Source organism: Buttiauxella brennerae ATCC 51605 (assembly GCF_001654925.1).
Taxonomy (GTDB): Bacteria; Pseudomonadota; Gammaproteobacteria; order Enterobacterales; family Enterobacteriaceae; genus Buttiauxella; species Buttiauxella brennerae.
In genome coordinates, this window is sequence record NZ_LXER01000006.1 from 536,513 (window position 1) to 555,564 (window position 19,052).

Sequence of the window (19,052 nt, forward strand, 5' to 3'; positions counted from 1 at the left end):
TATTTACTCCGTGGCGGGTTTTGTGGATGCGGCAAGCGTTGGGGCTTCATTAGCCCGGTATTGCTTATCGACAACTTTAAGGAATGGCAGGTAAATGATGGCGCCAATCGTCAGGTTGATAAGCTGAATAACGGCGCCGCTGATATGTCCGGTCACGATAAAACCACTCAGTACGGGTGGCAGTGTCCACGGGATGTACACCCCGGTGGTAGTGGCGACCAAACCCACCGACATGGCGATGTACTGCACCGTGACCAGCACCAACGGCACAAGGTTAAAGGGAATCAGCATGACCGGGTTCATGATCACCGGCAGGCCAAACAGCACCGGTTCGTTGATGTTGAAAATTGAGGAGCCGGCGGCGAGGCGGGAAACGTTCTTAATGTGCTGGCTGCGGGCAAACAGCAGCATAGCAATCACCAGAGACAACGTCGCACCCGCGCCTCCCATCCAAATCATGTCGTAGAACTGCTCAGTGACGACATGCGGCGGCAGCAAACCGGCCTGCGTTGCTGCCAGGTTCTCCATTTGGTTTTCCATCCAGAAAGGACGCAGGATGCCGTTCACCATCGAACCGGAGTTGATCCCAACCGACCACAAGCTGGTGATACTAAAACTTGTGAATAACGCACCGACATAGGATGTACCAAAGTGGCGGATTGGTGTGGCCAGCACTTCATACACGAACTGGTGAATGGTGTGGTAATCCGTTCTGGCAAACAGCACGCGAATAGCCAGCGCAATAACCAGAATCAGTAACGACGGGATCAGGGCCGCAAATGATTTTTGCACTGCAGGCGGCACGCCATCTGGCATACGAATCACCCAGTTCTGGCGCAGCATCCAGGCAAAGAGTTCGGTACTGGCTATTGCGCCAAGCATCGCGACAAACAAGCCCTTTGATCCCAACCATTCCATCGGGATCAGGTTGCCAATTTCCTGGGTTTTCGCGAAAGGAGTCAGAATCAAGAAGCAAGAGAGGGACAAAATACCCGCCGACATTTTGTCGATGTCATAACGCTCCGCCAGGCGGTAGGCGACCAGGAAACTGATAAACACTGCCATGGTAGAGAAAATGGCGTTAAACGGGATTTCGATAGTTGCAGACCAGCCTTCGCCAAAAATCGATGCCATAAACTGCTGATAGGCCGTGCTTGGGAAGGAGGAGATAACCAGCAGGATTGAACCGACAATAATAAACGGCATAAACGAGATATAGGCATCACGAATGGCACCGAGGTGGCGTTGTTGCGCCATTCTTCCGGCAAGCGGCATCAGCTTTGCTTCTATTGCGGCCATCAGGTTTTTCATTGCTACCGCTCCGTAAGTAATCACAAGAGACAATTCTTGTGCTGCATACAGTAGCCATTGTTAGCGGGCAATAAAGTGAAGTGATTCACAGAAGGGCGATAAAAGTATCAGGTGATTACTTTGGTTTTTTTTGGGGGGGGAAAGAGTTGAGATAAAAGAATAAATAACGGCTTCTTTGAAAAAGAAACCGTTATTGAGCATACCCCGGGGATAAACTTTTGAGACTATTTATAAATAGTCGCGGTACCGAACATCCGGTTTTCACCGCTAGCAGAGTTAACAACAAAACCTTTTGCACCTTCTTCTTTCGCTTTTTCTCCAAGCTTGGTTTGTAGATCATCAAGGTTTGCCGCACCGGAGACAGAAACTGTTCCTGCCGGGCGAAGCTGACCGGTATTTGCATCAGACATTTCCTGAGCTGCCATGGTTGCAAACGGTAATGCCGCAAGGGTGACAACCGCAGAAAAATACAGCAATTTTTTCATAATCACATCCTCATCGCTTTTGGGAGCCGATTAAAAAAACATCAGCTCTCAAAGTGTAGGTGTAATGCGGTAAACCATAGACGCAAAAAACTGATGGACTTATGCTTATTTTTTGAACAACAAAACTTGACGAAGTACTTACAAATCAGTTAGATACAGGTGCATGATTTTGCTGATTTTATCGGGCGTCGGGGCGAACCATATCGAAACGCTGAGCTTCATCAATGGTGTAATATGCTGATGGGCCTCCCGCTCGCAGCACGGGTTTTGCCAGCGCGGTTTGGTAAATGCCCTCTATAAGTAGAGACTCGTCGATATGAACGGCCACGACTTCGCCCAGTACCAGCCAAGTATCAATCGCTGTACCGTTGGCAGTCGTTAGCTGAATGCACTGAGACAGGCGACACTCAAAGTTAACCGGACTTTCTGCCACAAGGCTTGCTTTGACTTTTTGCCCGACAACGGCAGTTAAACCCGCGCGAACAAACTCATCTTCACCATGCGGTATGGAGGCAGAAGTTTCATTCATCTGCTCTGCCAGTTCACGCGTGGCGAGGTTCCAGACGAACTCTTTTGTCTCAACGATATTGCGCACGCTGTCTTTCCAGCCGCTGCTGGCGAAACCGATAATCGGTGGGCGATAATTAAAACAGTTAAAAAAGCTGTATGGCGCCAGGTTTCGTTTTCCCAGGCTATCGTATGATGCAATCCAGCCAATAGGGCGCGGGCCGATAATCGCGTTAAGCGGATCATGGGGTAAACCGTGGCCGTCGGCAGGCTCGTAGTAATAACGTTTTGTGGACATAAAACCTCTGCATCAGTAGTGAAATTGGCGTGGTGTATTTACCCGGCTGGCTTCACAGAGTATCTTACGCGCCCACACAAGGAGAAGCCGCAATGAAAACCCCTGCCACCATTAAACCTGGTTTGCACCCACGCAACCGTCACCGTGACCGTTATGATTTCCCTGCGCTGACGCAAAGCAGCCCGGCACTCGGCGCGTTTTTACGCCCAGGCCCGCACGGTGAAACCACGGTTGATTTTGCCGATCCTCTGGCGGTGAAAGCGCTCAATCAGGCGCTGCTGGCGCATTTCTACGGTGTGAAACAGTGGGATATTCCTGAAGGTTTTCTTTGCCCTCCCGTTCCGGGACGTGCTGATTACATTCACCACCTGGCTGATTTGCTGGCTGACAGTAATGGCGGTGTGGTGCCTTCTCAGGCTTCAGTGCTGGACGTGGGTGTTGGCGCAAACTGTATTTACCCGCTGATTGGTCAACACGAATACGGCTGGCGTTTCACTGGAACAGATGTCGATCCTGAAGCGCTGACCAATTCAACGGCAATTATTGATGCCAACCCAGGGCTTACGCGCCTGATTCGTTTGCGTCGCCAGAAAACCCCAGGCGCTATTTTGCCGGGTGTGATTCATAAGAATGAAATGTTTGATGCCACATTGTGTAACCCACCGTTCCACGATTCCGCGCAGGCGGCACGCAGTGGCAGCGAACGTAAACGCGTAAACCTCGGCCAGGCTAAAGACGGCGCGCTGAACTTTGGTGGCCGCGAGCAAGAGCTGTGGTGTGAAGGCGGCGAAGTCGCTTTCGTCAATCAGATGGTGGACGAAAGCAAAGTATTTGCCCGCCAGGTTCAATGGTTCACCTCGCTGGTTTCTCGCGGCGAAAACCTGCCGTTGATTTATCGCGCGTTGCAGGAAGCCGGTGTTGAGAAAGTCGTGAAGAAAGAGATGGCACAGGGTCAGAAGCAAAGCCGCTTCGTCGCCTGGACCTTTATGAATGACGCACAACGCGCTCGTTGGGCTGCTACGCGTTACAAGTAGTCAAATTGTAGGGTTGGCAGGCGGCAGCATCCCCGCCGCTGCCTGTGACTCCTGAAGCGCCTGAGCAGCATCGCCGCCAGGCTGTTTCACCTGCACGGTTTGCACGGGTGGGCGAACCCCCGCCGCATCGAAGTGCTTTTTCACCATCCCATCTAACGCAAATCGTACCGTCCACTGTTTCAGTGGTTGGGTGGTAAACGATACGCGCACCGTAAAGGCCTGGTTGGTCAGCCCGACAATACCCGCAAATGACGGCTCTCCAATCACCAGCATACGAATCTCATCCTGTTTCATCAGCTCATCAACCGCTTCTTTCAAAATGCGATTGGCTTTATCGACATCTTCTTGTCTGTCGACATCATAGTTCGCGACAAACGAACCAATGCCGCGCACAAAGTTGGCGAAGGTGGTTATCGAGGACCACGGAATGATGTGGTACGCCCCGGTATCCTGGCGCACGCCAACGGAACGAATCGACATCCGCTCAACGCTGCCGGTGATGGGGCCGATAGTCACTAAGTCACCGGTATTCATCCCATTTTCAAACTGAATGAAGACGCCGGTAATAATATCCTTCACCAGGGTTTGCGCACCGAAACTGATGGCTAAACCCAGTGCGCCAGCCCCGGCCAGTAATGGGGCAATATTAACGCCTATTTCTGAAAGCAAAATCATGATTGTGATGGTGCTGATCACCACTGCCAACGCGTTGCGGAACAGGGTTAACAGCGTGCGGGTACGCGCGCTGGGCATCGGGCGGCCATGAATATCCGACGCCAGACGGTTCTCAATCAGGCTTGCCAGCAATGTCCAGCCAACGGCGGAAAACAGTAAGATGAGCACGATACGAATCATTATATCGATAGTTTTCTCACCGGTATCGTTGGCAATCCACGCCCAGAAATCAAACAGCCCCCAGGCATTGAGCAGCAACATCACCGCCACGCAAACCGTCAGCACACGCGCCAGTTTCAGCGAAGCAGATATCCAGCTGTTGAGGCGTTTTTGCAGCTCAGGATAGTTACGCTGCACTTGCGGTGACAACGTGATGGTTTTTGCCAGCCAGCGCGAAAGCATGCCAGAGACAAAGGCCGCGATGCTGATAATGGCGAGGCTATGAAGTGACGCCGCCATCATCCATTTCAGGCTATTTCCCGGGTCGAATAACGAAAAGAAAAACAACGCCACAAAGTAGGCACTTGCCAGCCAGTGCCACACCAGCGCGAAGGCACGGATAAACAGACTGAAAAACGCCATTGAGCGGTCAGCCAACTGGATCAGGTTTTGTTGGATCTGGCGTTTATTATGGAAAATCAGATACAGCGCCCAGAGCGTGATGCACAGCATGATCACCACATTGGCGATTGCACCTGCCTGCACATTCACCTGGTTGGAGATAATCGGCACCGCGACCAGAATGCCGTAACCAATCAGGCTGCTTAAGCCCGCGAGGCGAATATTCCAGTATTTCGCGCTTTGGTCGGTCACCGGGAATGGGCGCAGGTCGGAGAAGCGTGGGCAGAAAATTAAACGCAGCGTCGCTTTAAAGAACTCGATCAGCGCAAAAGCGTTCAGAAACAGCCCTTGCTGACGGGCGATGGTGCGATTGCCCGCGTTCATCATGTCGCTAAATATTTGCCCGACGAAAAGAGTCAGCGCCAGTAATAACAAATCAATAATAAACGCGCTGATGATCATGAGCGGTAGATGGAACCAGCTTGATCGGTCGCGATTCTTTTTGCGGCCCCACTTCCCCATACGCGCCCAGACTGGCGTCATGCAGGCGCGAATCAGCAGGTAAAAGGCAAAGACCGAGACAACCAGCATCGTAAAGTGGGTCAGGGCGTTATAAAAAGTCTGCGGGTTAAATGCTTTGTGCGGGGCGCCTGCGATATTTCGATGCAGTTGAGCGAAGCGTTGGGCAAGCTCACCACCGTAATAGCGACTGACATCGGTGACGTTTTCGAGAACGGTTTTGTCTTCGCTGAGTTGTTCAGGCGGAGCGATGGTTGGCACCGGTTCTGGCGGTGGCGTGGCGGCTACTTTACGCAATTGCCCAATCAGTTCCTCACGTGATTGCGAGTTATCCAGCACATCGGCAAGAGCCGAATAGGCTTTCTTTTTTTCTTCCAGATTCGGTTCGGCGGGTGGGGCGGTCGCATTCTGTTGGGCGGATGCGGCAACAGTCGCCGCCGGTAGAGTGACGGCCTGCGTTTGAAAGCTAAACATGCACAGCAGTAGCAAGAGTAGCGGCACGGCGTTCCTCCGAACTGAAAAGTCAGACAAAGGAATAAGTATAGAGCGCGGGGGGTTGTGGTCGGGAAAACAGGAATTATCTGGAGGGTCGCCCCTCACCCCGGCCCTCTCCTGGGGGAGAGGGTTAGGGTGAGGGCGAAAACTCAGGAAACGTGCTGCAAGAATTCCTGCAAACGCTGACTAGGCGGGTTATCAATCAGCTCTTGCGGGTTACCATCTTCAGCGATGCGCCCTTTATCAATGAAGATCAAGCGCGATGCGACTTTGGCGGCAAAGCCCACTTCGTGAGTCACGATAACCATCGTCATGCCTTCTTCAGCCAGATCCTGCATAACTTTCAGCACTTCATGACGCAGTTCCGGGTCGAGAGCAGAAGTGGGTTCATCAAACAGCATCATTTTCGGCTTAACCGCTAATGCACGGGCAATAGCCACACGCTGTTGCTGGCCACCGGAAAGCTCTGACGGATAGTGATGCGCACGCTCCGCGAGGCCCACTTTAGCCAACAGCTCTTTAGCCAGTTTATCGGCGGCCTCTTTTTTCAGGCCACGCACACGAATCGGACCAAAGGCGACGTTTTCCAGCGCGGTCAGGTGTGGGAACAGGTAAAACTGCTGGAACACCATACCGGCTTCCTGACGAATCAGGCGCTCGTCGACTTTCGGGTCGTTGACCTTCAGGCCGTCAACAAACAGGTCACCACTGGTGATGTCTTCCAGCTTGTTGATGCAGCGCAGCAGCGTGGATTTACCAGAGCCTGATGGCCCGATAATCACAACAACTTCGCCTTGTTTAATATCGAGGTCGATATTATGCAGCACCTGGGTTTTGCCAAAGTGCTTAGAAACGTTCTTAAATTCAATCACAGGATTTTCATCCTTCTTTCCAGACGGCGCAGCACGAAGCTCAGCACCAAAGTAATAATCAGATAGAAGACCGCAACGGCACTCCAGATTTCAAGTGCGCGGAAGTTTCCGGCAATAATTTCCTGGCCCTGGCGAGTCAGTTCAGCCACACCAATAACGATGAACAGCGAGGTATCTTTGATGCTGATAATCCATTGGTTGCCCAATGGTGGCAGCATACGGCGCAGCGCCAGCGGCATAATCACGTGGCGAATCGTTTCGCGCTTAGACAGACCCAGTGCTAGTCCAGCTTCCTGGAAACCTTTATGAATCGACAGCACAGCACCACGGGTAATTTCCGCGATGTACGCACCGGAGTTGATCATAATGGTGACAACGGCCGCGCTGAACGGGTCAATACGCAGGTCAGGAATGGCCATTGGCAGGGCGAAGTAAATAAACATCACCTGCACGACAATTGGTGTGCCGCGAATGACTTCGATAAAAACTAATGCGATGTGGTTGGCAATCCAGCCGCCGTAAGTACGGGCGAAACCAGCGACCAGACCAATTATCAGACCGCCAAACAACCCGATGACCGAAATCAGCAAAGTCATTTTGGCGCCTTCAAACAAAATCGGGATTGCAGGCCAAATGGCGCTCCAGTCGAACTCCATGATTAATTCCTATATGTTACCGTGGTTCAAAAATAGCAGGGGCGAAAGCCGCCCCCGAGTCTTACTTAAATCATTTTAGATTTATTATTTTGGCTCAGTGCCGAACCATTTTTTGTAGATTTCGTTGTACTTGCCGTTCTCTTTCAGCGTTTTCAGTGCGCCGTTAACTTTCACACGCAGGTCATCGCTGCCTTTAGGGAAGGCGATGCCGTATTGCTGTGCTTCCAGAGAGTCACCCACAGCTTTGAATTTGCCCTGGCCTGCAGTCTTGATGAAATACAGGATGTTTGGCGTGTCGTGCAGAACTGCATCAGCACGGTTGGTGCCCAGTTCCATATATGCGTTGTCGATGTTCGGGAACTGACGCAGGTCTTTTGTTTTGATGTTGGCTTTCGCGTAATCAACAGAACCGGTACCGCCCTTCACTGCAACCACTTTACCGTCGAGATCTTTGACGCTTTTAACAGTGTCGTTGTCAGCTTTAACCATCACTAACAGGCCGCTTTTGTAATAGCCGTCAGAGAATTCGATAGCTTTTTTACGTTCTTCGGTGATGGTGATACCCGCCAGCGCCAGGTCAATGTTTTTAGTTTGCAGCGCAGGAATGATGCCGCTGAAATCCATTGGCTTGAGGGTGTAATCAAGTTTTAACTCTTTCGCCACAGCATCCCACAAATCAATATCAAAGCCGACGTACTTGTCGCCTTGTTTAAATTCGAAAGGAACGAATGCGGTGTCGGTCGCAACGACCAGTTTCTTATCAGCGGCGTGGGAAGAAACCGCAAAAGCCAGAGTGAGTGCAGCCAGTGAAACTTTTAAAATCGACTTCATAGCATTTCCTTTGTTAATCCATGGGGCAATCCCCCGCATCAGTAAGCCGCAACATGGAAGAATCGTGCCAGGTTTACAACATACTGTTTTGCAAGGATGTGAATTTGTAACATTGCACAATAATGGTTGCAAGCCGCTAAAAACGCACTGTTATGGTGCCCGATTTTGGTGCGTAAATTGAGAGGGAAGTCAGGCGTCTAGTTTTACCGCAACTTGAGGCGGCAAAACAACCAATCGTTAACGATTGTGTGAAGTGATTATTACAAATGGGTAACTTGTGCCGCAGGGATAAACAATTTCGTGCGCTAAAATAGTGCAACCATCCTCCCGAATACAGGAGGATGGCGTAACAATCTGCTAGCAATTATTCGATATTAGATTCGATAAACCATAAGAATTTATCCAAGTCGCGTGAAGCAGCGGTCAGAATATCAGCTGTGTCTTCGTCTTTGGCTTCGCTTATGGCCTTACGTACATCGTTTGCCACAATCGCGTAGCGGTCAGCCAACTCTTTCAGGTGATCCTGCACGCTGTGAATATCCAGCGGATAGCTTTTCAACGGCGTTTTGCTGTTAATGACTTGTGTTGTCCCCAGTGCTACACCGCCAAGCTGAACGGCGCGTTCTGCCATGGTATCCAGGTGGTCGGTCAGTGCTGTGCGGAAACCATCGAGCATTTCATGAACGGCAATAAAGTTAGCGCCACGCATATTCCAGTGCGCTTGTTTGGTAATGAGAGACAAATCAATGAACTGTATTACCTGGCGATTGAGCAGCTCAACGGTAGCTTTTTTTTCGCTGTCAGAAACATCATTACGGGTATGCAGCAGGTTGGTCGATTTGGTCTTTACCAGTTTAGCGGTAGTCATAATCTTTCGTCCTCTTGATGTTATGTCCAATGAATTACCGGAAATAAGTATAGCACCGGTTTTAATTCTTGTTGGAGCAGATAATACCTATCAGATTAATAGCAGAGGTCAGATGGATTTCAGTAACTCATTGTTAGTAAATTACTTTATATTATTTATGACGAGATGTGACGATAATAAACAAAGGGTGTATTGTGAATGGGAATTATTTTTATTTAAATCTAAGAGTAATCCTGAATATAAAATCTTGATTGGTGATAAATATTTACCGTGATCGCAATAATCACGGTAAATAATGAAGAGAATTAATTTACATCAACGCTGGTAATCTGCGGTTCACGCTTAATCGTCAGGGTTGAACCGACTGATGCGGCAATGATGGAGAGCAATGCCAGCCACTGCACAAGTGTCAGGTGCTCACCGAGGAACAACATGCCGGACAACGCCGCAAGCCCTGGCTCCATGCTCATCAGCGTGCCAAACGTGCGGGTAGGCAAACGTGTCAGCGCAATCATCTCCAGCGAGTAGGGCAATGCTGTCGACAAAATCGCGACACCCAGACCCAGCGGTATCAGTGACCAGTGCCAGAGCGCTTCGCCGGCCTGCCACGCGCCAATCGGCACAAAGATAATCGCCGCAATCAGCGAACCGAAAGCTACTGTTGCCGGGCCGTGATCGGCTCCTGCTTTTTGGCCAAACAGAATGTAAATTGCCCAGCACCCGCCAGCGCCCAGCGCAAAAGCAGCACCAGCTAAGTCAACGCTCGAAATAGACTGACCGAGCGGCAACAGGAACCACAGGCCTAACACCGCCAGAATCACCCAGACGAAATCAACGGCGCGGCGCGACGCGAACAGCGCTACGGCAAGGGGCCCGGTAAATTCGAGTGCGACGGCGATCCCTAGTGGGACAGTCTGAATAGATAAATAGAAGAGGTAGTTCATGCCCCCGAGCGCCAGGCCATACATCAGCAACGGGAAACGCTGCTCCGCCTTAAAGCGCAGCCGCCACGGTTTAAATATCACCACCAGAATTAAGGTGCCCAAAGCCAGGCGCAGTGCGGTGACACCCGGCGCGCCAACCAGCGGGAACAGTGATTTTGCCAGCGAAGCACCACTTTGAATGGAGGTCATAGCAATCAAAAGAACAACGATAGGTAACCAAACGGGGGTTTTACGTGGCGATAGCGGCATCCTGCGTCCTGTCAGTTAATGTCTAATTTCAGTCAAGAAAATAAAAGTAACACCAGTGTAAATGATTAAGTTATGGCTGGTTGAGAATTCATTTAAAAAAATAATTGGCTGATACCGTACCATAAGGGCCTGATTGCGTAAGATTTGTTCAGATTAAATTAAGAATTATCTGGATGACGATGCTGCAATTCATGCCAATAATTAACGCGTTTTTAGACAAAAGCACTGTAAATTGAAGGGACTACGATGTAATGGAAATGTTCTGTTACATGAAAGAAATGGTTAGACAACGTAAATGTCGCAGAGTTTCCTACACAATTTTGATATATTAAAAACTTAGAAGTTACTTGAAGCACATTTGAGGTGGATTATGAAAAAAATTGCATGTCTTTCAGCACTGGCTTGTGTTCTGGCCGTTTCCGTTGGTACCGCATCTGCAGCTAGCACCGTAACTGGCGGCTACGCACAGAGCGATATGCAGGGCAAAGCTAACAAAGCTGGCGGTTTCAACCTGAAATACCGTTATGAAAACGACACCCCGCTGGGTTACATCGGTTCTTTCACTTACACCGAGAAAAACCGTAGCGAAGCTGGCGTTTACGACAAATCACAATACTACGGCATCACTGCTGGTCCTGCTTACCGCATCAACGATTGGGCAAGCATCTACGGTGTAGTCGGTGTTGGTTACGGTAAATTCCAGAACACTGATTACCCAGCTAAAGCTGATACCAGCGATTACGGTTTCTCTTACGGCGCAGGTATGCAGTTTAACCCAATCGAAAACGTTGCTCTGGACGTTTCCTACGAGCAGAGCCGCATCCGTAACGTTGATGTTGGCACCTGGATCGCTGGCGTGGGTTACCGCTTCTAATTTCACTTTAACCGGTGAAAATAAAAATCCGCCCTTTGTGGCGGATTTTTTTATTCCCTTTTTTGACGCTGCAACGGCGTTGTCTCAACTCACTTCCCCGAATCACTTACTGTTGTAAGCTCATCGGGATAAGTTCGTTTGCCGCCTTGTTGCAACACCAGCTAATCAGGGAATGAACCTGAAATATCAGCGAGTCTTTGTCTCAAACACATCCGTCTGCAAATGAGTATAGTCCACCTGCTTCAACTTAAAGTTGGTGATGTAGACAGGCCCTGCGTTTTGCTCAGAAATGAACTTGTACTTCGGCGTTAACTCTTTGGTTTTAATCCCCGTCCACGCAGAGAAGAAATTCAGGAAATCATTCGCTGAACGGCGCGCTTTGATCTGACGGTGCGTTTTATCATCGCTTGAAAGCACCATAAACGGCACCTGGAAGTTTTGCTGGAACTCATCATCATGAGCCAGATACTGCACTTTAGTACCGCGTTCTTTGATAGCCAGACCGTGATCGGAGAAGTAAACCATCGAGAAACTTTCGCCGCTGTTTTGCAGCTGCTGATAAAGCTGCTTTAGCAGGTCATCGGTTTGCGTCATGCTGTAGAGATAGCAGGATGTCTCTTTCGACTGGACGAAATCTTTGTATTTGCCCTGAGTACGGTCGCACGCCTGCGGGTGAGAGCCCATCAAATGCAGGACAATCAGTTGTGGCGTGGTGTGCTGAGTGGCAAACACCTGAGCCGTCATCTTTAACAGCGCTTCATCACGGGTATTTTTATCCGCTTCAAAATCACCACTTTTCAGGAACTGCACTTCATCCGCGCGTTTAGCGATGCTGGCAATGGCAGTATCGTACTCACCAATTTGCCCCTGGTTTGAGAACCACCACGTCTGGAAACCTGCGCGGTTTGCCAGGGTAATAATGTTGTCCTGATATTGTGGTTTGCCGTCTGTGACGCGGTTGAGCGTCATGCCCAGCGATTTCTGTGTTGAACCACTGGCCGCGACATAATCCATAAAGATATTGCCGTTCACCTGGCTTGCGAACGGGGTGTTATCCCAGTGGCCGCCAAAGGCCCCTAACGCATCGCGACGCGCACTTTCACCAATCACCACGACATAAGTGTGGTACTTCGGTTTTACCGCCAGCACGTTCCAGGTGTCCTTCATTTCTGAGAAGGCCCGCATGCGGGTTTGCTCGTCTATCACTTCCTGGTTGTTAACCACAACATCTTTGACAAAGCGGAATACCGGATAGCCGGAGTCTTTAATTTTAAATACGCCGCCGTACGCCAGGTTTTGTACTGGTGCGACAAAGAAGCAGACCACGCTCACCACCAGACATAGGCTGTCGAAATGGCACCATGCTCTTTTTTTCGGGGTCACTTTGCGGCGCACGGCAATAACCCCGAGAGCCAGAATAAACAACGAAACCAAATAGCTGTACCACGGGAAGATAGTCATCAATTCCGTGGATTCTTCGAAGTTGGTCGAGTGCAGGGCAAGCAGGGTATTAAAGTTCGGCGAGCCGTAGGCCTGGCCAAAAGGGAAATACATCGCCGCGATTACGCTGCAAATCGCCAGCAATCCTTTTTGTAATTTAGGGCTGCTTCGCCAAAGCAAAAGTAATATGCAGCTAAAAGCCACGGCATACAGGATGCTGAATTCATAACCGAGTGCGAAGTTAATCAGTAATGACTGAAGGAAATAAAAACCAGTCCACGGATTGAGCGCAATAGCGCGGGTCGTCAGGGTATCTTTAACCGTTAAATTCATGTTTATCGAGATCTACTAAACGCCATGCGAAAACCCTGGCGACGAGGGTAAGAACCTGCCTGACAGACGGAAAAGAAAGGAAACTGGACCGCATCTGCGGGCCGCTTCATGTTCAGGGCTGCAAGAAGATAGAGCGGTACGATAAGAAGATCAACTGATAAGAGAAATGTGTTTTGCGAAGCAGGTAGCAAATCCGACAAATGATAGGGTTAAAACGCGAAAACTTGAGGCATTCACAGAATCTATGGAAATGAAGAATGACAAACAGGCGAAGTAAACTGTTCAGAGACTGAATAAGAAGAAGGCAGGGCGACTGCCTATGGCTTTGGTTTTTCGCCCTGCTGTGGTTTCCCGGAAACCCAATCACACAACATATTGAGCAGCATCAGCCGCACTTGAAACGGGGAATGTGTAAACACGTTCATGCACCTCTTAAATTCATTCATAAAATCCTCCTGTTCACTTCTGCTGCCCTTATTTCCGTTTAAGGCTGACTGCATTACATACAGATATAGCACAGGCTATATTGTATAGCTATTGCTAATTCGTTAAATTTTTGTGCTTCCGTGCTGCTGGTTTACAATGGTGCCGAACGTCGTCATTGGACGATGCCGCGCCACTGCAAGAGGAAGCATCATGAGCCGTACGCCGGGCCAACAAAAGAAAGAGAAAGTGACGCAGTTGGTAAACGTTGAAGAGCATGTGGAAGGCTTTCGACAGGTGCGGGAAGCGCATCGTCGGGAATTAATTGATGACTATGTTGAGCTGATTTCTGATTTGATTCGTGAGGTCGGCGAAGTGCGCCAGGTTGATATGGCCGCACGCCTTGGTGTCTCACAACCAACAGTTGCGAAAATGTTAAAAAGACTCGCCTCCGTTGGGCTGATTGAACAGATTCCGTGGCGCGGTGTGTTTCTGACCGCAGAAGGGGAGAAACTGGCGCAGATGAGTCGCGAGCGCCATCAGATAGTTGAAAACTTTTTCCTCGCGCTGGGTATCAGTGCAGAAACGGCCAGGATTGACGCCGAAGGTGTTGAGCACCACGTCAGTGAAGAGACTCTGGAAGCCTTTCGCTTGTTTAGTGAAAAACGAGGGTTCACGCAGTAATGTTGCTCACTCTGGTTCGCCCCTTTGCCCGTGACCGCTTTCTTCATCTATTGCTGCTTGTCGGCGTGGCGCTGAGTTTTGTTGCGCCATTTCAGCCACAACGCTGGGTTCATGCTATCGACTGGCATACCATCATTACGCTTGCGGGCCTGATGATGTTAACTAAAGGCGTTGAGCAAAGCGGTTATTTCGATGTGCTGGGCCGCCGTATGGTGAAGCGTTTTGATAACGAACGAACGCTGGCGCTATTTCTGGTCAGTGCCGCAGCACTGCTTTCAACGTTTCTGACCAACGACGTTGCGCTGTTTATCATCGTGCCGTTGACGATTACGCTGAAAAAACTGTGCGCGATACCGATCAGTCGCCTCATTATATTTGAAGCTCTGGCGGTGAATGCCGGGTCGCTGCTCACGCCAATTGGCAATCCGCAGAATATTTTGCTGTGGGGGCGTTCGGGTTTATCGTTTGGCGAATTTACCTGGCAAATGGCTCCGTTGGCGCTGGCGATGATGGTCAGTTTGCTTATGCTGTGCGGGTTCTGTTTCCCTAATAAAAAGCTTGTCTATCAAACTCACGATAAACGCCACGACTGGCAGCCGCGATTGGTGCTGAGCTGCGTGGCGCTTTACGCTGTATTCATTGTATCGCTGGAGTTGAAGCAGGAGATCTGGGGACTGGCCGTGGTCGCCGTGGGCTTTTTGTTACTGGCGCGTCGGGTATTGCTGAGTATCGACTGGAGTTTGCTGCTGGTGTTTATGGTGATGTTTATCGACGTCTACCTGATAACGCAACTTCCAGTGTTGCAACATGCACTGGCGGGAATAAACCAGCTTTCAGGCAGCGGCTTGTTTGCCCTGGGCATCGGTTTATCGCAGTTTATCAGCAATGTTCCATCGACCATTTTACTGCTCAATTTCGTTCCGGCATCGGTGTTACTCGCATTTGCGGTAAATATTGGCGGCTTCGGTCTGCTGCCGGGGTCGCTGGCCAATCTGATTGCCCTGCGCATGGCTAACGACCGCCGTATCTGGGTTCGTTTCCACTACTATTCATTGCCGATGCTGTTGTGGGCGGCGGCGGTGGGTTACGGTCTGCTGTATTTGTTGTAGCTGTATTTTGATGTAAATGTCGGATGTCGCTTGCGCTAATCCGACCTAAGGCGGGGGATTAGCGTAAGCGACATCCACCCGTTTTTTAACATCAGCAGTTAAACGGCGCTTCTTTTTTCAGCACTTTTTCAATCACATCCAGCACGCCTTGCTGGTTGCAATTGCCGGCCTGATAAGAGGCAATCTGCTTAATTTTCTCCGGTGCGTTAGCCATCGCAAAACCGTATTTGGCCTGGCGCAGCATTTCGATATCGTTTCCGCCGTCACCGAATGTCACGACTTCACTGTCATCAATGCCCCACTTTTCCTGCAATATCCGCAAACCGTTAGCTTTGTGAATGCCCGGAATAATCAGGTCAATCGAGCCATGCCCGCTGGTGACCGGCACCATAACACCGTCGAGAATATCGGCCAGGGAATTCATGGTGTCGTCTAACAGGCTGTCTGGCAGATTCAGTGCGAACTTAAAGAACACATCGTCCAGGTTCGAGAAGTTATCTACCAGTTCAAGGCGGTGATAGTAGCTACGCGCCATGGTTATAAAGGCATCGTCATAGCTTTTCAGCGTATAGCCATTGTGCTTGCCACAGGCGATGATATCCACATGCGGTATGGTCAGCAGATGGTCGATAACCGTGTTGAATTGTTGATTCGTCAGTTCACCGTTGAAAGTATCTTTTTCTTCACTGACTACCCAACCGCCGTTATCAGCAACGAATGAAATCTCGTGGGCAATTTCCGGGAAAAATGAAATCAGCTGGTAATACTGGTTACCGCTGGCGACCACAAAACGAATCCCTTGCGCTTTCATTTGCGCATAAAGTTCAGCGAAGCGGGCGCGGTTGTACTCTTTTTTATCGTCCAGGAACGTACCATCCATGTCGACGGCAATTAATTTCACACTCATCGAACTCTCCCTTCAACTGAGTTGGTAACAAGGTCTGTAGGTTTAGCGACGGCTTTCGCGACTAATGCCGCGACGACCATCAAACTCAATACGACTAACATGGCAAGGCGCAGGCCATAATGCTCACCGAGGAAACCAAGCAGCGGCGGGCCGACCAGGAATGCAATATAACCGGATGCGGCAACGACGCTGACGCGAGTGGCCGGGTCTGGCCCGGTATCGCCTGCCGCCGAAATGGTTAATGGGAAGCCGAGCGAGGTACCCAATCCCCACAAAATAACTGAAATGCCTGCCACAACAGTGTTATCGACAAAGATGATCAGGCCAATACCTAAAATGCCCATCAATGCACAGGCACGCACCACCGTCACGCGGCTATAACGGTCGATAAACCAACCACCAGTGAAACGCCCGACCGTCATGCCCAGCGTAAAGCCGACATAAATCATCGAACCCGATGTCGGGCTAAAACCATGCCCATCGACCATCAAAAGCGGCAGCCAGTCGTTGGCGGAACCTTCGGCAAACGCCATCGCCAGCACGATGGTGCCAATTAGTAACAGCTGGAGATCTTTATAAAAGGGTGGGTGGGGTTCATGTGGGTTTTCGGCATCAGTGACTGCATTGCTTTTGCCAACACCATGCGGAATGGCGGTAATGGCAATCACGATTGGCGCAATGACAACGAGGCCAATCACTAACAGATGCCCATATGCGCTGAAATTGAAGGCCGTTAACCCCATGCCGATACCCGCACCTGCAAGCGTGCCGAGGCTATAGAAGCCATGCATCATCGGTAGCACGGTCTTTTTCAGCAGCCCTTCAACAATGGCACCTTCTACGTTCATCGCCACTTCCGCAGAGCCAAGCCCTGAGCCCAAAATGGCCAGGCCGAGTGCGAACAGCACAGGTGACGAAAGGAATAGCGCAACGCCCATCACCAGCATGCCCGTGACCATCAACGTCATACCACTGCGGATGATACTGCGTGTACCGAAACGTTTAACCAGCCAGCCGGAACATAAAATGCCGCTCATCGACCCCACTGACAGGCCAAACAGCACAACGCCCATGCCCGCAGTCGAAACACTTAACGTGTCACGAATGGCTGGAGTGCGTGTAGCCCAGGAGGCCATAACCAGGCCAGGCAGAAAGAAGAAGGCGAACAGCGCCCAGGTGCGAAGTTGTGTGGCTTTGCGATGGCTAATGGCGGCGGACATGGATATACCGGTTGGCGGTGAATACAAATTACACTAGCAAGTTTGTGTACATTTGTACATATTGCCTGGTAAACTCTTTTCAGTCAGTTATTACCGAGCGAAAATGATGAGCAAAGCCCCAAGGCGCAACGATCCAGACCGGCGAGCCCGCATTGTGCAAGCCACGCTGGATATGCTGGTAGAACACGGTATTAGCCATATCACGCACCGTAAAATTGCCGAAGCGGCGGGCGTTTCGTTAGGGTCAATGACCTATTATTTTGACGGCATCGAATCGCTACTGAGTGAAGCGTTTACGCAATTTGCACATCAGATGTCGGACGATTACCGTCACCGCATGGAACAAGCCCGCAATCGTGATGAAGCCTGCGAAGCGATAGTTGATATGATTTGCGGTGAGAAAATTGCCACGTCATACAATCTGCAAGTGATGTACCAGCTTTACGCTTACGCCAACCGCAACCCGGCGCTAAAAATCATCATGCAGGACTGGATGTGCCGCAGCCAACAGGTGCTGGAAGCCTTCGTTGACCCGATTACGGCCCGCACACTGGATGCTTTTATCGAAGGCATGACGCTGCATTATGTGACTGACCGACATCCGCTGAGCCGTGAAGACCTCGGCAGAATGCTGGCAAAAATTGTCGGGTAGAGTTTGTTGGTGCCCAGGGTGCTGACTTTCATTCCGCGCAAAACATTTATATCGTTGTTGTACCCGCAGTCATATTGACCACCGTTGCCGTCATGGCACTCGCATGATCTGAAGCCAGAAACGCCATTAGTTCCGCGATTTGTGAAAGCGTTGGCAGGCGTTTGAGCATCGTGCTTTGTGCGGCACCATCCACCCATTGTTCCACCGTCAACCCCATCGCCTGTGCCTTTGATGCGAACACTTCGTTGGTGTAGGAACCTGCCTGAACTGCGCCCACAAGCGCATGCGACCGCACGCAGATCACGCGAATATTCCTGGCTGCCAGTTCGCTGGCGAGAACTTTAACGAAGGCTTCAATGCCCGCACAGCCGACGATGTGCCCGGAGTGGCCGGGGATCGCCATTACGCCTGCGGGAGCCACTACCGTCAGGATACTTCCCGCGCGTTCGCCGCCCATATGCGGAGCAACTGCTTTTGATATGTTGAATTGCGCGCTGAGGAACGGTTCAAATCCCTGCCTGAACTCTGCGAGAGATAATTCGGCAATGCCTTTGCCCTGATTATGGATAAAGCCGGTTGCGTTAATTACCACGTCAAAACCACCGGTTTGTTGGGCCAGTTGCGCCGTTCGCTCGATAGTTGACTGTTCATCGAGAACGTCGATGCAAAATGTTTCGGATTTCCCGCCTGATGCACGAATATCGCCCACAACCCGATCCAACTTATGCTGGCTGCGTGCGCCAAGATAAACATCAGCCCCTTCGCGCGACATAACATGCGCAACCGCGCTGCCAATAGCACCGCTGCCACCGAAGATCACCGCTACTTTGCCTTTAAGTAACATTGGGTGTACCTCTTCACCAAACCGCACCATCCAAAATTATGGACGATGAAAAGATATTCGGTGCAGATAGTGACGAGTTGGTGTCAGGGCGGGAACTCAAGTTTTTGATTTAAAAGAGGGCCACAAACTCCAGGCAATAAAAAACCCATCAACCTTGAACCAAAGAGGCGGGGTTGATGGGCTCCACAAATTGGGGACATCAAAGAAAAGCAGTGGCACTAATTAAGACTTTGCCTCGGGCAAAAAGTTCGCACTGTCATA

The 19,052-nt window shown here is 50.4% G+C and carries 19 protein-coding genes; 5 read left to right on the forward strand and 14 right to left on the reverse strand.

The genetic code is table 11. From position 1 onward, the window contains the following. Positions 1 to 3 precede the first annotated feature (3 nt). From celB to M975_RS03690, 3 genes are all read right to left on the reverse strand, one after another. Positions 4 to 1,311 (reverse strand): PTS cellobiose transporter subunit IIC, encoded by a 1,308-nt coding sequence (gene celB / locus M975_RS03680; RefSeq protein ID WP_064557394.1) that lies wholly within the window; start codon positions 1,309 to 1,311, stop codon positions 4 to 6. A gap of 224 nt (positions 1,312 to 1,535) precedes the next feature. Beyond that, positions 1,536 to 1,796: a DUF1471 family periplasmic protein McbA gene (mcbA, locus tag M975_RS03685; RefSeq protein WP_064557395.1), complete on the reverse strand. Its 261-nt coding sequence runs from the start codon at positions 1,794 to 1,796 to the stop codon at positions 1,536 to 1,538. Positions 1,797 to 1,974: 178 nt separating this feature from the next. Further along, positions 1,975 to 2,601, reverse strand: coding sequence for a flavin reductase family protein (locus M975_RS03690; protein WP_064557397.1), 627 nt, complete (start codon positions 2,599 to 2,601; stop codon positions 1,975 to 1,977). Between the two features lie 92 nt (positions 2,602 to 2,693). On the opposite strand from M975_RS03690, the gene rlmF reads away from it, so the two are divergent. Next, on the forward strand, positions 2,694 to 3,635 hold the full coding sequence (gene rlmF, locus M975_RS03695) for a 23S rRNA (adenine(1618)-N(6))-methyltransferase RlmF (RefSeq protein ID WP_064557399.1): 942 nt from the start codon (positions 2,694 to 2,696) through the stop codon (positions 3,633 to 3,635). On the opposite strand, the gene ybiO is transcribed toward rlmF, so the two are convergent. The 6 genes from ybiO to rhtA all read right to left on the reverse strand — a co-directional run bounded on the left by ybiO (position 3,636) and on the right by rhtA (position 10,305). Then, positions 3,636 to 5,891, reverse strand: a complete 2,256-nt coding sequence (gene ybiO / locus M975_RS03700) for a mechanosensitive channel protein (RefSeq protein ID WP_064557401.1) — start codon at positions 5,889 to 5,891, stop codon at positions 3,636 to 3,638. It lies immediately after the preceding gene. Between the two features lie 143 nt (positions 5,892 to 6,034). Then, the gene (gene glnQ, locus M975_RS03705; protein ID WP_064557403.1) at positions 6,035 to 6,757 is read right to left on the reverse strand and encodes a glutamine ABC transporter ATP-binding protein GlnQ; all 723 of its coding nucleotides are present in this window, start codon (positions 6,755 to 6,757) and stop codon (positions 6,035 to 6,037) included. Then, a complete protein-coding gene (gene glnP, locus M975_RS03710) occupies positions 6,754 to 7,413 on the reverse strand; it encodes a glutamine ABC transporter permease GlnP (protein WP_064557405.1) in 660 nt (219 codons plus the stop codon). Before glnP ends, glnQ begins: the two co-directional genes overlap by 4 nt. Before the next feature lie 84 nt (positions 7,414 to 7,497). Further along, on the reverse strand, positions 7,498 to 8,244 hold the full coding sequence (glnH, locus tag M975_RS03715; RefSeq protein ID WP_064557407.1) for a glutamine ABC transporter substrate-binding protein GlnH: 747 nt from the start codon (positions 8,242 to 8,244) through the stop codon (positions 7,498 to 7,500). Between the two features lie 364 nt (positions 8,245 to 8,608). Continuing rightward, on the reverse strand, positions 8,609 to 9,112 hold the full coding sequence (gene dps / locus M975_RS03720) for a DNA starvation/stationary phase protection protein Dps (protein ID WP_064557409.1): 504 nt from the start codon (positions 9,110 to 9,112) through the stop codon (positions 8,609 to 8,611). Positions 9,113 to 9,417: 305 nt separating this feature from the next. After that, on the reverse strand, positions 9,418 to 10,305 hold the full coding sequence (gene rhtA / locus M975_RS03725) for a threonine/homoserine exporter RhtA (RefSeq protein WP_064557410.1): 888 nt from the start codon (positions 10,303 to 10,305) through the stop codon (positions 9,418 to 9,420). Between the two features lie 370 nt (positions 10,306 to 10,675). Between rhtA and ompX the strand changes: the two genes are divergently transcribed. Then, positions 10,676 to 11,179: an outer membrane protein OmpX gene (ompX, locus tag M975_RS03730; RefSeq protein ID WP_064557412.1), complete on the forward strand. Its 504-nt coding sequence runs from the start codon at positions 10,676 to 10,678 to the stop codon at positions 11,177 to 11,179. Between the two features lie 186 nt (positions 11,180 to 11,365). On the opposite strand, the gene M975_RS03735 is transcribed toward ompX, so the two are convergent. Together M975_RS03735 and mntS are read right to left on the reverse strand one after the other, a co-directional pair. After that, positions 11,366 to 12,952, reverse strand: coding sequence for a phosphoethanolamine transferase family protein (locus M975_RS03735; RefSeq protein ID WP_064557414.1), 1,587 nt, complete (start codon positions 12,950 to 12,952; stop codon positions 11,366 to 11,368). A 317-nt stretch (positions 12,953 to 13,269) separates the two neighbouring features. Continuing rightward, on the reverse strand, positions 13,270 to 13,398 hold the full coding sequence (mntS, locus tag M975_RS03740) for a manganase accumulation protein MntS (protein WP_064557416.1): 129 nt from the start codon (positions 13,396 to 13,398) through the stop codon (positions 13,270 to 13,272). 190 nt (positions 13,399 to 13,588) lie between these two features. Here mntS and mntR point away from each other — a divergent pair, with 190 nt between their 5' ends. Beyond that, positions 13,589 to 14,059, forward strand: coding sequence for a manganese-binding transcriptional regulator MntR (mntR, locus tag M975_RS03745; RefSeq protein ID WP_064557418.1), 471 nt, complete (start codon positions 13,589 to 13,591; stop codon positions 14,057 to 14,059). Further along, the gene (locus M975_RS03750; RefSeq protein ID WP_064557420.1) at positions 14,059 to 15,168 is read left to right on the forward strand and encodes an anion transporter; all 1,110 of its coding nucleotides are present in this window, start codon (positions 14,059 to 14,061) and stop codon (positions 15,166 to 15,168) included. The genes mntR and M975_RS03750 overlap by 1 nt, the downstream gene beginning before the upstream one ends. Before the next feature lie 91 nt (positions 15,169 to 15,259). Here M975_RS03750 and M975_RS03755 read toward each other — a convergent pair whose 3' ends face one another. Together M975_RS03755 and M975_RS03760 are read right to left on the reverse strand one after the other, a co-directional pair. Beyond that, a complete protein-coding gene (locus tag M975_RS03755; protein ID WP_064557422.1) occupies positions 15,260 to 16,075 on the reverse strand; it encodes a Cof-type HAD-IIB family hydrolase in 816 nt (271 codons plus the stop codon). Beyond that, positions 16,072 to 17,295: an MFS transporter gene (locus M975_RS03760; protein WP_064557424.1), complete on the reverse strand. Its 1,224-nt coding sequence runs from the start codon at positions 17,293 to 17,295 to the stop codon at positions 16,072 to 16,074. Before M975_RS03760 ends, M975_RS03755 begins: the two co-directional genes overlap by 4 nt. A gap of 106 nt (positions 17,296 to 17,401) precedes the next feature. On the opposite strand from M975_RS03760, the gene M975_RS03765 reads away from it, so the two are divergent. Then, a complete protein-coding gene (locus M975_RS03765) occupies positions 17,402 to 17,947 on the forward strand; it encodes a TetR/AcrR family transcriptional regulator (RefSeq protein WP_064557666.1) in 546 nt (181 codons plus the stop codon). A 46-nt stretch (positions 17,948 to 17,993) separates the two neighbouring features. Here the strand turns inward: M975_RS03765 and M975_RS03770 are convergent, their stop codons facing one another. Then, the gene (locus M975_RS03770; protein ID WP_064557426.1) at positions 17,994 to 18,791 is read right to left on the reverse strand and encodes an SDR family NAD(P)-dependent oxidoreductase; all 798 of its coding nucleotides are present in this window, start codon (positions 18,789 to 18,791) and stop codon (positions 17,994 to 17,996) included. Positions 18,792 to 19,052: the final 261 nt, after the last annotated feature.

Excerpts from the sequence above, each read along its gene's own strand:
- celB (WP_064557394.1), bottom strand. The coding sequence starts at position 1,311 with ATGAAAAACCTGATGGCCGCAATAGAAGCAAAGCTGATGCCGCTTGCC.
- mcbA (WP_064557395.1), bottom strand. The coding sequence starts at position 1,796 with ATGAAAAAATTGCTGTATTTTTCTGCGGTTGTCACCCTTGCGGCATTA.
- M975_RS03690 (WP_064557397.1), bottom strand. The coding sequence starts at position 2,601 with ATGTCCACAAAACGTTATTACTACGAGCCTGCCGACGGCCACGGTTTA.
- rlmF (WP_064557399.1), top strand. The coding sequence starts at position 2,694 with ATGAAAACCCCTGCCACCATTAAACCTGGTTTGCACCCACGCAACCGT.
- glnP (WP_064557405.1), bottom strand. The coding sequence starts at position 7,413 with ATGGAGTTCGACTGGAGCGCCATTTGGCCTGCAATCCCGATTTTGTTT.
- glnH (WP_064557407.1), bottom strand. The coding sequence starts at position 8,244 with ATGAAGTCGATTTTAAAAGTTTCACTGGCTGCACTCACTCTGGCTTTT.
- dps (WP_064557409.1), bottom strand. The coding sequence starts at position 9,112 with ATGACTACCGCTAAACTGGTAAAGACCAAATCGACCAACCTGCTGCAT.
- rhtA (WP_064557410.1), bottom strand. The coding sequence starts at position 10,305 with ATGCCGCTATCGCCACGTAAAACCCCCGTTTGGTTACCTATCGTTGTT.
- ompX (WP_064557412.1), top strand. The coding sequence starts at position 10,676 with ATGAAAAAAATTGCATGTCTTTCAGCACTGGCTTGTGTTCTGGCCGTT.
- M975_RS03735 (WP_064557414.1), bottom strand. The coding sequence starts at position 12,952 with ATGAATTTAACGGTTAAAGATACCCTGACGACCCGCGCTATTGCGCTC.
- mntS (WP_064557416.1), bottom strand. The coding sequence starts at position 13,398 with ATGAATGAATTTAAGAGGTGCATGAACGTGTTTACACATTCCCCGTTT.
- mntR (WP_064557418.1), top strand. The coding sequence starts at position 13,589 with ATGAGCCGTACGCCGGGCCAACAAAAGAAAGAGAAAGTGACGCAGTTG.
- M975_RS03750 (WP_064557420.1), top strand. The coding sequence starts at position 14,059 with ATGTTGCTCACTCTGGTTCGCCCCTTTGCCCGTGACCGCTTTCTTCAT.
- M975_RS03755 (WP_064557422.1), bottom strand. The coding sequence starts at position 16,075 with ATGAGTGTGAAATTAATTGCCGTCGACATGGATGGTACGTTCCTGGAC.
- M975_RS03760 (WP_064557424.1), bottom strand. The coding sequence starts at position 17,295 with ATGTCCGCCGCCATTAGCCATCGCAAAGCCACACAACTTCGCACCTGG.
- M975_RS03765 (WP_064557666.1), top strand. The coding sequence starts at position 17,402 with ATGAGCAAAGCCCCAAGGCGCAACGATCCAGACCGGCGAGCCCGCATT.
- M975_RS03770 (WP_064557426.1), bottom strand. The coding sequence starts at position 18,791 with ATGTTACTTAAAGGCAAAGTAGCGGTGATCTTCGGTGGCAGCGGTGCT.